General features: G+C 65.7%; 15 protein-coding genes. 6 read left to right on the forward strand and 9 right to left on the reverse strand.

All coding sequences use genetic code 11. The features are described 5' to 3' along the window. The first annotated feature begins 156 nt into the window (after positions 1-156). Together QCE48_RS05875 and QCE48_RS05880 are read left to right on the forward strand one after the other, a co-directional pair. Positions 157-1095 carry a LysR family transcriptional regulator gene (locus QCE48_RS05875; protein ID WP_309788205.1) on the forward strand — a complete coding sequence of 313 codons (939 nt, stop codon included), beginning with the start codon at positions 157-159 and terminating at the stop codon, positions 1093-1095. A gap of 136 nt (positions 1096-1231) precedes the next feature. After that, positions 1232-1396, forward strand: coding sequence for a hypothetical protein (locus QCE48_RS05880; protein WP_309788206.1), 165 nt, complete (start codon positions 1232-1234; stop codon positions 1394-1396). A gap of 12 nt (positions 1397-1408) precedes the next feature. On the opposite strand, the gene QCE48_RS05885 is transcribed toward QCE48_RS05880, so the two are convergent. The 5 genes from QCE48_RS05885 to wrbA all read right to left on the reverse strand — a co-directional run bounded on the left by QCE48_RS05885 (position 1409) and on the right by wrbA (position 5651). Then, entirely contained in the window at positions 1409-2143 is a 735-nt protein-coding gene (locus QCE48_RS05885) for an SOS response-associated peptidase (protein WP_309788207.1), read from the reverse strand. A gap of 70 nt (positions 2144-2213) precedes the next feature. Beyond that, the gene (locus QCE48_RS05890) at positions 2214-3017 is read right to left on the reverse strand and encodes a metallophosphoesterase (RefSeq protein WP_309788208.1); all 804 of its coding nucleotides are present in this window, start codon (positions 3015-3017) and stop codon (positions 2214-2216) included. A 23-nt stretch (positions 3018-3040) separates the two neighbouring features. Next, positions 3041-4501, reverse strand: coding sequence for an FAD-binding oxidoreductase (locus tag QCE48_RS05895; protein ID WP_309788209.1), 1461 nt, complete (start codon positions 4499-4501; stop codon positions 3041-3043). 102 nt (positions 4502-4603) lie between these two features. After that, the gene (locus tag QCE48_RS05900; protein WP_309788210.1) at positions 4604-5008 is read right to left on the reverse strand and encodes a DUF2069 domain-containing protein; all 405 of its coding nucleotides are present in this window, start codon (positions 5006-5008) and stop codon (positions 4604-4606) included. A 22-nt stretch (positions 5009-5030) separates the two neighbouring features. Further along, complete coding sequence (gene wrbA / locus QCE48_RS05905; RefSeq protein ID WP_309788211.1) at positions 5031-5651, reverse strand: NAD(P)H:quinone oxidoreductase; 621 nt, start codon at positions 5649-5651, stop codon at positions 5031-5033. 133 nt (positions 5652-5784) lie between these two features. Between wrbA and QCE48_RS05910 the strand changes: the two genes are divergently transcribed. Continuing rightward, complete coding sequence (locus tag QCE48_RS05910) at positions 5785-7125, forward strand: YihY family inner membrane protein (protein ID WP_404983305.1); 1341 nt, start codon at positions 5785-5787, stop codon at positions 7123-7125. Between the two features lie 29 nt (positions 7126-7154). On the opposite strand, the gene QCE48_RS05915 is transcribed toward QCE48_RS05910, so the two are convergent. The 3 genes from QCE48_RS05915 to QCE48_RS05925 all read right to left on the reverse strand — a co-directional run bounded on the left by QCE48_RS05915 (position 7155) and on the right by QCE48_RS05925 (position 9745). Next, positions 7155-7475, reverse strand: a complete 321-nt coding sequence (locus tag QCE48_RS05915) for an Mpo1-like protein (protein WP_116567414.1) — start codon at positions 7473-7475, stop codon at positions 7155-7157. Positions 7476-7595: 120 nt separating this feature from the next. Further along, positions 7596-8429, reverse strand: a complete 834-nt coding sequence (locus tag QCE48_RS05920) for an alpha/beta hydrolase (RefSeq protein WP_309788213.1) — start codon at positions 8427-8429, stop codon at positions 7596-7598. After that, complete coding sequence (locus QCE48_RS05925) at positions 8426-9745, reverse strand: O-acetylhomoserine aminocarboxypropyltransferase (RefSeq protein WP_309788370.1); 1320 nt, start codon at positions 9743-9745, stop codon at positions 8426-8428. Before QCE48_RS05925 ends, QCE48_RS05920 begins: the two co-directional genes overlap by 4 nt. A gap of 210 nt (positions 9746-9955) precedes the next feature. Between QCE48_RS05925 and QCE48_RS05930 the strand changes: the two genes are divergently transcribed. The 3 genes from QCE48_RS05930 (at position 9956) to aroC (ending at position 13650) form a co-directional block, all read left to right on the forward strand. Then, complete coding sequence (locus tag QCE48_RS05930) at positions 9956-10408, forward strand: CBS domain-containing protein (RefSeq protein ID WP_087633002.1); 453 nt, start codon at positions 9956-9958, stop codon at positions 10406-10408. 127 nt (positions 10409-10535) lie between these two features. Further along, positions 10536-12476 (forward strand): MFS transporter, encoded by a 1941-nt coding sequence (locus QCE48_RS05935; protein WP_309788214.1) that lies wholly within the window; start codon positions 10536-10538, stop codon positions 12474-12476. Positions 12477-12549: 73 nt separating this feature from the next. Beyond that, the gene (gene aroC / locus QCE48_RS05940) at positions 12550-13650 is read left to right on the forward strand and encodes a chorismate synthase (RefSeq protein WP_309788215.1); all 1101 of its coding nucleotides are present in this window, start codon (positions 12550-12552) and stop codon (positions 13648-13650) included. 71 nt (positions 13651-13721) lie between these two features. On the opposite strand, the gene QCE48_RS31830 is transcribed toward aroC, so the two are convergent. Then, positions 13722-13842 (reverse strand): 4Fe-4S dicluster domain-containing protein (locus tag QCE48_RS31830; RefSeq protein ID WP_293046220.1); only part of this gene is annotated, 121 nt, incomplete at its 5' end.

Raw genomic sequence — 13842 nt, forward strand, 5'->3', positions numbered from 1 at the left:
TCCCTTTCCTTAATTAGACATGAGACATTTATTATATTTTTGCGCTAATTACCGAATAACCCGTAAGAATGCAAAGCATCCTTACGATGGTTGAGATAATCGCTATTGCCGATCGTGTAATAATCGACAGCCAGACATCGGACGACGGAAGCTAGTATGGATACGCTACAAAACATGCGCGTTTTCGTTCGCGTCGTGGAGGCAGGAAGTTTCACGGCGGCGGCGCAGCATTTGAATACGACCACGGCGTATGCCTCGCGGGCCGTCTCGGATCTGGAAGCGCACCTGCGCACGCGGCTTTTGAACCGCACCACGCGGCGCATCGCGCTCACCGAGGCGGGCGAGCGCTATTTGCAGCGCTGCGAGCAGATCCTCGCCTACGTCGATCAGGCCGAAGCCGAAGCCAGCGATGCTCATGCGCGGCCGTCCGGCAAGCTGAAGGTGCATTCGATGACAGGCTTCGGCCAGCACTACGTCGTGCCGATGATTTCGCGCTATCAGGCGCGCTATCCGTCGGTGCAGGTCGAGCTCACGCTCGCGCAGCGCATGCCCGATCTGCTCGACGAGGGATTCGACGTCTCCGTCGTGCTCGCGTCCGAGTTGCCCGATTCGGGACTCGTGTCGCAGCGGCTCGGCTCGGCGTTCAGCATCGCGTGCGCGTCGCCGGCCTATATCGAGAAGCACGGCACCCCGCACGTGCTCTCCGATCTGGTGCGCCACACCTGCCTGCAGCTCGTCACGCCCGTGCTTCCCACCGACAAATGGATCTTCGAAGGCCCGAACGGTCAGGAAACGGTGAGCCTCGGGCCGTCGACGTTCACGGTGAATGTCGCCGACGCGATGGCGGTGGCGATCCGCGAGGGCATGGGGCTCGGCGTGCTGCCGACGTCCTCGGCGCTGCCGCTTTTGCGGGCGGGGACCATCGTGCGCGTGCTGCCGCAGTACACGATGCAGGAACTGAACGTCTGCGCGCTCTATCCGTCGCGACAGTACCTGGACGCGAAAATCCGCACGTGGGTCGATTTCCTGCGCGACGAACTGCCGGCGACGCTTGCCGCGGATGCCGAATCGCTGAAGGAATTTGTCGTCGCGTGACGGCGCAGGTCTCAAGTTCGGTTGTCATTGCGCCGTAACAACAATAGTGTGCGGCGCAACACTTGCTTACTTTTATTTCGGCCGCATCTTGTTACTTTCGACGCATGTCCACTCGCTCACGACCGGGGAAAGCCTGATGAATACGCCACTCATGTCCGCTCTCGCGATGCTGCTCGCGCTGATCGCCGTGCCCGCCACGCGTGAGCTGTTGCGCGCCTATCGTGACGATGCCGCGAAAAAGCGTCTCGTGCCGATCAGGATCGAGTCGCGCAGCGACGGGCGCCGTCCACGCGACTACTGAGCGCCCGCAAGGTCATTCGCCGCTTTCGAGCGGCGCGAGCGGTTCGATCAAGCGCGGTTCGTCGTTGATCGCGCGATTCACGTCGCCCGACACGCGGTGCCATACGAATTCCGACGCGGCCACGCCGCCGTTCTTGCCGAGCGCGTCGAGTTCGGCGGGCGGCAGCGCGGGGTCGAGCCAGCGCCGCGCGGCGTGCGGTTCGAACACGAGCGGCCGGCGATCGTGCACATCGACGAGTCCCTCGTCCGCCGTGGCCGTCACGATCACGAAGCCGGCGCCGGGCACGAGCGCGTCGTCTTCCGTCTGGATGCTCGTCAACGCGGCGAGGAACATCGGTTCGTCGTCGGCGCGGCGGATGAAGTAGGGCTGCTTCGGCGGCTTCGCGCTGGCTCGCGCGCCGGGCGCTGGCTCGTCCGCCAGCTCGGTCTTCCACTCGAACCAGCCGTCCGCTGGAATCAGGATTCGCGCCTTTCTCCACAACGCCCGGAAATACGCGCTCGTCGATGCGGTTTCGACGCGCGCGTTAATCGTCTGCGGGAGCTTCTTCTGGATCGCCCAGGCCGGGCAATAGCCCCAGTGCACGGCGCGGATCGTTTCGTCGGGATAGATCGCGAGCGGATGCGTGCCGGGCGAGAGGTTGTAGCCGGGCCGCCGGTCGGCGGCATCGACGAGCACGAACGGATTTCTCAGATGCAGGCGCTGCGCATAGTGCATCGGTAGTCGGTACTGGCTGATTCGGCCGCACATGGCGCTCCTCCGCTAGGTCCAACGGTTGTGCCGCTGATTGCTCAATGTCGCCGCTGCTCGTTGCCGCCGCTCAAATCTCGACGATCTTGTCCCACGCGAAATGCGGGTTTTCGAGCTGGCGCGTGCGCCGGTCGATATAGCCGCGCGGATTGCAGACGACGCGCGTGCCCCCGACCGTATAGTCGAACGCCGTGTGCGTGTGCCCGTGAATCCATAGCGCGACAGGCGCGCGCAGGAGCGAGGGCAGGTCGTTGACGAAGCCCGCCGACACCACGTCCTCCGCGTATTTCTCCGCGAGACTTTGCCGCAACGGCGCATGATGCGTGACGACGATCGTCTGGCCGTCGAACGGTTTCGCAAGTTCGCTTTCGAGCCAGGCGCGCGCGTGTTCGTGCAGCGCGAGCGAATCGCTCGTCGCAAACGAACGCGGTTCGCCGTCGGGCTCGGGCCACGCGATCTGGATCACGCCGCGATAGTCGAGCATCACGCGCGCGCATGCTTCCTGCGCTTTTTCGAGCTGGGAAGCTTCCGCACCGAACAGCGCGAAGTCGGTCCAGAGCGTCGTGCCGAGCACGCGCCATTTGCCGTAGCGGTCGACGAGCGTCGCGTTGTTCAGGTAATGCACGTTGTCCACGCTTTGGGCGGCATCCTGCATCGCGACTTCGAGCGCGCCGAACTCGCCGTCGTAATACTCGTGGTTGCCCGGCACATAGACGATGGGCACGCGCGAATCGAAGTTCTCCGCCGCCCAGCGCACGCCTTCCGCGTGATTGTGGATGTCGCCGGCGAGCACGACGAGATCCGCCTCGGCATACGGAATCGCGACGGGTTCGTCGGCTTCGAGATGCAGGTCGGACAAAACGCGAATCTTCACGACGGCTTCTCCTCGATACAAATTCAGTCGCGGGCCGGTACGACCTTGCCCGGATTCATCAGGTTCTCCGGATCGAGCGCGGCTTTGATCGTCTGCATCAGCCGCACTTCGACGGGCGACTTGTAGCGCATCGCCTCGTTCACTTTCAGTTGCCCGAGGCCATGTTCCGCGCTGATGCTGCCGCGGTGCGCGTGGACCTGCTCGTAGACGAGCGCATTGATGCGCTTCTGATACCCGGCGAGAAACGCCTTCGGATCGACGCCTTCGGGCGCCTGCACGTTGTAGTGCAGATTGCCGTCGCCGAGATGGCCGAACGTGACCATGCGCGCGCCGGGCGCGGTTTCGGCGATCAGCGCATCGGTTTCCTCGATGAAGCGGCCGATGCTCGAAATCGGCACCGAAATGTCCTGCTTGATGTTGAGGCCTTCTTCGGCCTGCGCGAGCGGAATGTGCTCGCGCAGGTCCCAGAACGCCCGCGATTGCGCGAGATTTTCCGCGACGACCGCATCCTCCACGATGCCGGCCTCGATCGCTTCTTCCATCAGCCGTTCGAAGAGCGTGCGCGCGTGCGCTTCGCTTTCGCTGTCGGAAAGTTCGAGCAGGACGGTCTGCGCGTGCGGCTCGCCGAACGGATAGCGCATCTGCCCGAAATGCCGGCCGACGAGCCGCAGCGAGAAGTCCGACATCAGCTCGAAGCCGGTCAAAAGCGCGCCCGCGTGACGCTGCGCCATCGCGAGGAAGTCGAGCGCGGCGTGCGGCGAAGCGAGCCCGGCGAGCGCCGTCACTTGCGCGACAGGCGCCGGATGCAGCTTCATGACCGCCGCGGTGATGATGCCGAGCGTGCCTTCCGCGCCGATGTAGAGATCGCGCAGATCGTAGCCGGTATTGTCCTTGCGCAGCGCGCGCAGGCCGTCCCAGATCTCGCCTTGCGGAGTCACGACTTCGAGGCCGAGGCACAGCTCGCGCGTATTGCCGTAGCGCAGGACGCCCGTGCCGCCCGCGTTGGTCGAGAGATTTCCGCCGATCGTGCAACTGCCTTCCGCCGCGAGGGAAAGCGCGAAGAGGCGCTGTGCGGCCGCGGCGTGCGCCTGGATCTCGGCGAGCACGACGCCCGCTTCGACTGTGATCGTGTTGTTGTGCGGATCGACGCCGCGGATGCGGTTCAGGCGCTTCAGGCTCACGACCGCCTGCAGGCCGCTCGCATCGGGCGTCGCGCCGCCGGCGAGGCCCGTGTTGCCGCCCTGCGGCACGGTCGCGACGCGGTATTCGCGCGCGAGCCGCACGACGGCGGCGACCTGCTCCGTGTCGGCGGGCAGCAGCACGGCGCATGCATCGCCCGTGTAGCGGCCGCGCCAGTCGGTGAGGAAGGGCGCGGTATCGTGCGGATCGGTCAGCACGTGGGCGGCGCCGAGCACGTCGGCGCAGGCGGCGACGAACGCGCAACGGGAAGGGCGGGCGTTAGAAGTCGGGGCGGAAGCGGTCATGACCTTGGAAATCGGAAAGCGTAGTCGACAGTATCGCGCAGGATGCACCACGGCGATGCCTGGCCGGATGGCATAGTCCCGGCATGGCGGGGGCAAGTCGTGCTACAAAGCGTCCTTGCCGAGACGTTTTGCGGCGCGGGCCGCACGCTTGTAAGGCGCGACGTAGCCGAGCGCGCAGCCGAAAAACACGAGCGCGAGCAGCGCTTCGATCCAGCCGAGCCGCGCGGACAGGCCGCCGTCCGTCATGCCGCGCACGGTGCCCTCCGCGAGATAGAGCAGCACCAGCATCGACGCCCATTGCAGCGTGTAAAGGTCGCGCCGCCAGGTGCCGGGAAGCGCGAAGACGAGCGGCAGCGCCTTCAGCGCGAGCGCCGAGCCGCCGGGACGCAGCGGCGCGAGCCACAGTTCCCACGCGAACGAGAGCGCGATGAGCGCGACGAGGCTGGCGAACGCGCCCGTCGCGAAGACAGGACGCGCGCTCGCCGGGCGGGCGGCGGGCTGGCTCATGAGCGCTCTACGCGGGGCGCGTTCATGCGGCGGCCGCTCCGCGCGCGAGATTAAGCGCCGTGCGCGCGAGCCGCGCGCCGAGCGCGACGGCGAGCGCTTTCTCGTCGGCGGAGATCGCGCCGTCCGCGGTGCCGTCGGCGTTCGGGCGCGCGTGATGCGACGCGCCGTATGGCGTGCCGCCGCCTTGCGTCGTCGTGAGGCGCGATTCGGTGTACGGAATGCCGACGATCATCATTCCGTGGTGCAGGAGCGGCAGCATCATCGAGAGCAGGGTGCTTTCCTGGCCGCCGTGCAGGCTTCCCGTCGACGTGAAGACGCTCGCAGGTTTGCCCGCGAGCGCGCCGGAAAGCCACTGCGGCGTCGTGCCGTCGAGAAAGTATTTGAGCGATGCCGCCATGTTGCCGAAGCGTGTCGGCGACCCGAGCGCGACCCCCGCGCATTCTTCGAGGTCGCGCAGCTCGGCGTAGGGCGGGCCGTCGGTGGGAATATCGGGCGCGGTCGACTCGCAGACGCTCGATACCGGCGGCACCGTGCGCACGCGCGCCTGCATGCCGGGAACGCTGTCGATGCCCTGCGCGATGGCGAGCGCCAGTTCGCGCGTCGCACCGTGCCGGCTGTAATAAAGCACAAGGATGTCGTTCATAAGGCTCTTTTAGTGAACGGGTATTATAGAGATGCGTTCACGATCGTGGTTTCCGGCGCGATTCTGCTGGTTTTCCGCGCTTTTTGCGACTGCCGACGACACCGTGGTGCTTAGGGCCGGAGCAAGCGCAGAAATGCCAGCTCGGCTCGACAGAGGAGAAGGATTTTTGCAGAAGCTTTCCGTCGATCTCGCCAGTGTCAAACGGCTCGCGGGCTTCGTCGCCAGGCGCACCGGCGAGGACCGCGTGGCGCAGGTAGCCGGCAGTCTCACGTTCACGAGCGTGCTGTCGATCGTGCCGCTCGCGACCGTCGCGTTCGCGCTGTTCACGGCGTTTCCCATCTTCGGCTCGTTCCAGGAGTCGCTGCAGGATTTTCTGGCGGTGCATTTGATGCCGAACCAGATCAACACGCAAATCTTCAAATATCTGAACCAGTTCGCGTCGAAGGCGAAGGGGCTGACGACGGTCGGCATGATCATCCTGTTCGTCACCTCGGTCATGACGATGATGACCGTCGAGTCCGCGTTCAACGTGATCTGGCGCGTGCGCAAGGCGCGGCCGTTCGCGCAGCGCGTGCTCGTCTACTGGGCGATCATCACGCTCGGGCCGATCATGTTCGGCTGCAGTCTCTCGATCTCGTCCTATCTCTTCGCGCAATCGGTGGCGTTCGCGGGCTCGCATCACCTGATGCCGCCGATCGTCGAATGGGCGCTGACGGGTGTCTCGCTGCCCGTGACCGTGCTCGCGTTCACGATGCTCTACGTCTACATGCCGAACTGCAAGGTCGAATGGCGCGACGCCGTGATCGGCGGACTGATCGCGGCGGTCGCGTTCGAACTCGGCAAGCGCGGATTCGGCTACTACGTGCGGCGCATTCCGACCTATACGGCCGTCTATGGCGCGTTCGCGGCGCTGCCGGTGTTTCTGCTCTGGGTCTATCTCTGCTGGATGATCGCGCTGATCGGCGCGATGGTGACCTCCGCGTTGCCGGCGATCCGCATCGGCCAGTTTCACCGGCGCGAGTTTCCCGGCAGCGATTTGCTCGATTCGCTCGAATTGCTGGCGCGGCTCGTCGAGGCGCGCGAAGAGGGCAAACCCGGCCAGACGGCGCTGGAACTCGCGCGGATGCTGCGTTGCGATATGGACACATCCACGCGTTTGCTCAACAAGGTGGAAGCGCAGGGCTGGGTCGGGCGGCTCGAAGACACGCGCATGCCGCGCTACGTGCTGATCGCCAATCCGAACCAGATCACCGTGACGATGCTGTTCGACCTGTTCGTGATCGACCGCGAGGAACTCGAGTACCAGTTGCGGCTCGATGCCACGCAAGTGGATTGCGCAGTGCTGACGGGCGCGCTCGAGAACGAAAAGCTTGACGTCACGCTCGGCTCGCTGATCGCGGCGCGCTCGTCGGCGCTCACCGACGAGCGGTTGCGCGACGCCGCCCGCCCGGCGATGCCGCACCAGCACGCGTAAGCGTCCTGGTTCGAATTGCGCGCGACGCCTCAGAGCGAGATTTTCCCCGTACAGATGTCCTTGAACATCACCCAGTCGCCCATTAGGCTGTAGAGCGGGTGACGAAACGTGGCCGGACGGTTCTTTTCGAAGAAGAAATGGCCGACCCACGCAAAACCGTAGCCGCAGACGACCGCCGCCGGCAGCCACAGCCAGTCGCCGGTTGCGACCGCCATCGCAATGCAGCCGATCACGCCAAGCGAGCCGATGAAGTGAAGTCTGCGCGACACGAGATTGCGATGCTCTTCCAGATAGTACGGATAGAACTCGGCGAAATTCGCAAAGTGGTCGCTGTGTGCCGTGTGCGCCATGGCTGCCTCCGTTCGATCGACGCACGGGACTCGCCCGTGCCCTGACAGCCCATTGTGCGGCGAAAAGCGCGCGTCGTGCAACCTGGCCGTTCGGCCGATGGCGCGGCGCTTTCGCAGCGCTTATGCTGGCTTGATCGCTGGCTTGATCGCGAAGTCGAAGAGGGCGTCGAGCGTGGCGTCGGGTTGCTCGCTCATCAGCGCGTGGCCGGCGTCGAGCGTGAGCGTTTCGACGGCCACGCCCGCCTGCGACATCGCTTTCACGAGCGCGCTCGCCGCTTTCGGCGGCGTCATCACGTCGCGCCGCCCCGAGAGGACGAGCACCGGGCAACGCACCGCAGCCGCGCGTTCGAGGCCGTCGGCGTAGGCGTTGCAGGCGCTGAAGTCGGTGTAGAAGAGCTGGCCTTCACCGCGCGCGGAGACGCGCTCCATCAGGCGCTGATTCACGCCGTGCAGCCAGAAGCCGGGCGCGGGGCTCGACGGCTTGGCGGCGATCGTTGAATGCGACCACTGGTTGACCATGTCGATGGCCTGCGGCTCATGTTCGCGGGCGGCGTCGAGCAAGGCGTCGGAGACGGTCATCGGCACGGCGGTCGCGACGAGTGCGAGCTTCGCGACGCGCGTCGGATGCCGGGCGGCGGCATCGAGCGCGATCAGCGAGCCCATGCTGTGGCCGATCAGCACGGCTTTTTCCACCTTCGCCGCGTCGAGCACGTCGATCAGCCAGTCGGCTAGCGACGCGACGTCGGCGAGCGCCGGCCCGGCGCTGCGGCCATGTCCGGGCAGGTCGAGCGCGAGCACGCCGAAGCCGTGATGCACGAAGTAGCGCGTCTGCAGCGCCCACACGCTGTGGTCGTGCTCCGCGCCGTGGATGAAGACGGCAGCCGGGCGGCTCGCGTCGAATGCCTTGCCGCCGGTGTAGGCGTAGGCCGGCCGGCCTTTGACGTCGAGGATCATGCACGGCTCCCGGGCGCCGGCGCCGTCGAACCCGCCTTCTGCGATGCCTTCAGGCCGCGCTTCAGGTCGTCGATCAGGTCGTCGGGATCTTCCAGGCCGATCGACAGGCGAATGCGCCCCGGACCGATGCCCGCTGCGGTGAGCGCGGCGGCGTCCATGCGGAAATGCGTCGTGGAGGCGGGATGGATGACGAGCGAGCGCGCATCGCCGACGTTCGCCAGGTGCGAAAAAAGCGTGAGCGACTCGATGAAGCGCCGCGCAGCGGCCACGTCGCCGCGCAGGTCGAAGCTGAACACGGCACCCGCGCCGCGCGGCAAAAGACGCTGCGCGAGCGCGTGGTCGCGGTGCGTCGGCAGTTCGGGATACGCGACGCCCTCCACGGCCGGATGCGCGAGCAGAAACTCGACCACGCGGCGCGTATTCGCGACGTGCCGGTCCATGCGCAGCGGCAGCGTTTCGATGCCTTGCAGCAGTTGCCACGCCGCCTGCGGATGCAGGCAGGCGCCGAAGTCGCGCAAGCCTTCGCGGCGCGCGCGCAGCAGGAACGGCGCGACCGTGCTTTCCTCGGCGAAGACCATACCGTGAAAGCCGTCGTAGGGCTCGGTGAATTCGGGGAAGCGCTCGGTGGCGGTGAAGTCGAACGTGCCGCCGTCGACCAGCACGCCGCCGATCGTCGTGCCGTGGCCGCCGAGGAACTTGGTCGCAGAATGGTAGACGAGGTCCGCGCCGTGCTCGAAGGGCCGCAGCAAGTAGGGCGTCGTGAAAGTCGAATCGACCAGGAGCGGCACCTGGTTCGCGTGCGCGATTTCCGCGACGCCCGCGATGTCGAGCACGTCGAGCCCGGGATTGCCGAGCGTCTCGCCGAAGAAAAGCCGTGTGTTCGGGCGCGCGGCGGCGCGCCACGCGTCGAGATCGTGCGGCGGCACGAAGGTGGTCTCGATGCCGAAGCGCGCGAGCGTGTAGTGCAGCAGGTTGTGCGAGCCGCCGTAGAGCGCGCTCGATGCCACGATGTGGGAGCCGGCGCCCATCAGCGTCGCGACCGCCAGATGGAGCGCCGCCTGGCCGCTCGCCGTGCCGATCGCGCCGGCGCCGCCTTCGAGCGCGGCGACGCGCTCCTCGAACACCGCGACCGTCGGGTTCGAGATGCGCGAGTACACGTGCCCCGAGCGTTCCATGTTGAAGAGCGCGGCGGCGTGGTCGGTGTCGCGGAAAGAGAACGACGTCGTCTGGTAGATCGGCGTGGCGCGCGCGCCGGTCGTCGGGTCGGGCGCGGCGCCCGCGTGCAGCACGAGCGTGTCGAAGCGGTTGGCGGGCATCGCGAGCGGCCGCACGCTACCCGCGTGTGGCGAAAATCCAGGGGGCAATCATCGTAACATCGGGCCCGCTTCGGCGGACCTAGGGCGCGAACCTAGTCCGCTCGCACGAAAACCTTGTCCGACAAGCCAGCCGGGCCGTCCGCGCTTTCCTTTTCACAGCCTTTCCGATAGCATCGATCCACGATCAGGCATTTCGGAAGGAGACCCATCATGCGAGTCAGCGACATTCTGAAGGTCAAGGGCAATGTGCTCTTCACGGTGACGCCCGAGACACCGCTGCACGACGCAATCAACACGATGGCGTCGCACGACATCGGCTCGCTCGTCGTCATGGAGTACGGCGATCTCGTCGGCATGCTGACGTTCCGCGAAATCATCCTGACGCTGAAGGAAAACGGCGGCAGCGTCGGCACGACCACCATCCGCAAGGTCATGGACGATCATCCGCTTACCTGCACGCCGGAAACGGACGTCAACGAGGTGCGCCGCATGATGCTCGAACATCACGTGCGCTATCTGCCCGTGATGGAAAACCGCGCGCTGATGGGCGTGATCTCGTTCTACGACGTCGCGCGCGCGGTCGTCGAGGAGCAGGGTTTCGAGAATCGCATGCTCAAGGCCTATATCCGCGACTGGCCGGAGCAGCAGGAAGAGGCGCGCTGAGCAGCTTCCGATCTGCTCGCGCCGCACGGCACTGCCAATCCGCGAAGAGCGCGCCTCGGCCGGCGCGCTTTTTTTCGCCTGATGAATTCCGCGTTTCCCTCCTTCAAGCGCTCCATTCCCATAAGCCATGAGTGACCGCCCGATTCGCGACGCTCGCCGCGCGTCCCGCCGCGCCGACGCATCAGGCGAAAGCCAGTTTCGACTGCTGCGCGAGCGCCGCTTCGCCCCGTTCTTCTGGACGCAGTTTCTCGGCGCGATGAACGACAACGTGTTCAAGGTCGGCTTCACGTCGCTCGTCACGTTCCAGGCCGCGCGCTTTTCCGGCGTCGATCCGAAGACGGCCGCGTTCCTGATCTCCGCGATCTTCATCGTCCCGTTCGTGCTGTTTTCCGCGACTTCCGGCCAGATCGCCGACAAATACGACAAGGCGACGCTCACACGTCTCGTTAAAAGCTTCGAGATCGCGGTGATGCTGGTCGGCAGCGGGGGGTTCCTGCTGCACAACGCCATGCTGCTTTACCTCTGCACGTTTCTGATGGGCGTCCATTCGACCGTCTTCGGACCCGTCAAATATGCGTATCTGCCGCAGCATCTGAAATCGTCTGAACTCGTGGGCGGTAACGGGCTCGTCGAGATGGGAACATTCGTCGCCATTCTGATCGGAACGATCATCGGCGGCGCGGCGGCCGGGCTGACCGAGCACGGCGCGATGCTGCTCGCTACCGCATGCCTGGCGTTCGCGCTGATCGGACGGGCGGTGTCGGGTTTCGTGCCGAAGTCCGAAGCGCCGCAGCCCGAACTGCGCATCAACTGGAATCCGTTTTCGGAAACCTGGCGCAATCTCGCGCTCGCAAAGCAGAACCGCACCGTGTTCCTGAGCCTGCTCGGCATCTCGTGGCTGTGGTTCGTCGGCGCGACCTTTCTGACGTCGTTCTTCAACTTCGCGAAGGACGTGCTGTCCGCGAACCCCGACGTCGTCACGATCCTGCTCGCGACGTTTTCCATCGGCATCGGCATGGGCTCGCTGCTGTGCGAAAAGCTCTCGAAGCGGCGCGTCGAGATCGGCCTCGTGCCGCTCGGTTCGATCGGCATCAGCGTATTCGCAATCGACCTCTTCTTCGCGAGCCATCGCATCGCGCCGGCGGGTCATCTGCTCGGCGTCGGCGAGTTTCTCGCGATCGCCTCGCACTGGCGCATTCTCGCGGACCTGTTCCTGCTCGCGATGTTCGGCGGCTTCTACAGCGTGCCGCTCTACGCGCTGATCCAGAGCCGCAGCCAGCCGACGCACCGCGCGCGCATCATCGCCGCGAACAACATTCTCAATTCGTTCTTCATGATCGTTTCGGCGTTGCTGGCGCTCGCGCTCACGTCGATGGGCGTCGGCATTCCGGGGCTCTTTCTGACGACGGCGCTCCTGAACATCGTCGTCGCCGCGTATATCTATTCGCTCGTGCCGGAATTTCTGCTGCGCTTCGTCGCGTGGGTGCTGGTGCACACGTTCTACCGCATTCGTCTCGTCGACGCCGAGCGCATTCCCGAACAGGGCGCCGCCGTGCTCGTCTGCAATCACGTCAGTTTCGTCGATGCGATCGTCATCATGTCGGAAAGCCCGCGTCCGATCCGCTTCGTGATGGATCACCGCATCTTCAGGTCGCCGTTCGTCGGCTGGCTGTTTCGCCACGTGAAGGCGATTCCGATCGCGCCGGCGCACGAGGATGCCGAGCTGCTCGCGCGCGCCTACGACGCGTGCGGCCGCGCGCTCGCGGAGGGCGAGCTCGTCTGCATCTTTCCGGAAGGCAAGCTCACGCGCACGGGCGAACTCAACCCGTTCAGGCACGGCATTTCGGAGATTCTGAGAAGACATGCGGCGCCGGTCGTGCCGATCGCGCTGCGCGGATTGTGGGGCAGCGTGTTCTCGCGACACGAGGATTCGCGCTGGCCGCGTCCGGTCCAGCGTGGCGTGATGAGCCGGCTGACGCTCGCGGTCGGCGAGCCGATCGATCCCGCCGATGCCACGCCCGAGCATCTGCAGCAGGTGGTCGGTGCCTTGCGCGGCGCCCGCAGGTAGGGCGCCGCGGCGCCTCATCGAGATGCGGCTGGCATAATGTGAGCTTCCCGTTTCACTTCTCAGGGCGACGCACATGTCCGGCAATACGTTAGGCACGCTTTTCACCGTCACGAATTTCGGCGAGTCGCATGGACCCGCGATCGGCTGCGTGATCGACGGCTGCCCGCCCGGCATGGCGCTGACCGAAGCCGACATCCAGATCGAACTCGACCGGCGCCGTCCCGGCACGTCGCGCCACGTCACGCAGCGCCAGGAACCGGACCAGGTCGAGATTCTCTCGGGCGTGTTCGAGGGCAAGACGACCGGCACGCCCATCGCGCTCCTGATCCGCAACACCGACCAGCGCAGCAAGGACTACGGCAATATCGTCGAGACGTTCCGCCCCGGTCACGCCGACTACACCTACTGGCAGAAATACGGCATCCGCGACTATCGCGGCGGCGGCCGTTCGTCCGCGCGCCTGACCGCGCCGACGGTGGCCGCGGGCGCGGTCGCGAAGAAGTGGCTGCGCGAGCGCTTCGGCATCGAGACGCGCGGCTACATGAGCGCGATCGGCGAGATCGAGGTGCCGTTCGTGTCGTGGGACTGCGTGCGCGAGAATCCGTTTTTCGCGCCGAACGCGGAAATCGTCCCGCGTCTTGAGGAATACATGGACGCGCTGCGCAAGGACGGCGATTCGATCGGCGCGCGCATCGAAGTGGTCGCGACCGGCGTCCCGGTGGGCCTCGGCGAGCCGCTCTACGACCGCCTCGACGCCGATATCGCGAAGGCGATGATGGGCATCAACGCGGTGAAGGGCGTCGAGATTGGCGCGGGCTTCGCGAGCGTCGCGCAGCGCGGTTCCGTGCACGGCGACGAAATGTCGCCCGACGGGTTCGCCGCGAACAACGCGGGCGGCATCCTCGGCGGGATTTCGAGCGGTCAGGACATCACGGTGTCGATCGCGATCAAGCCGACGTCGAGCATCCGCACGCCGCGCCACTCGATCGACAAAGCGGGCAATCCGGCCGTCGTCGAGACGTTCGGGCGCCATGATCCGTGTGTGGGCATTCGCGCGACGCCGATCGCCGAGGCGCTGCTCGCGCTCGTGCTGATCGACCATGCGCTGCGGCACCGCGCGCAATGCGGCGATGTCGCCACCGAGACGCCGAAGATCGCGCCGCGCGCTTCCTGAAGTCAGCGAGCGTCACGCAAAGAAGAAGGGCGCCGGTTTTGAAGCCGGCGCCCTTTTTTCATGCGTGGACGTCACATGTTCGGATAGTTCGGCCCGCCGCCGCCTTCGGGCGTGACCCAGACGATGTTCTGCGTCGGGTCCTTGATGTCGCAGGTCTTGCAGTGCACGCAGTTCTGCGCGTTGATCTGCAGG

Source organism: Caballeronia sp. LZ024 (assembly GCF_031451455.1).
Taxonomy (GTDB): Bacteria; Pseudomonadota; Gammaproteobacteria; order Burkholderiales; family Burkholderiaceae; genus Caballeronia; species Caballeronia telluris.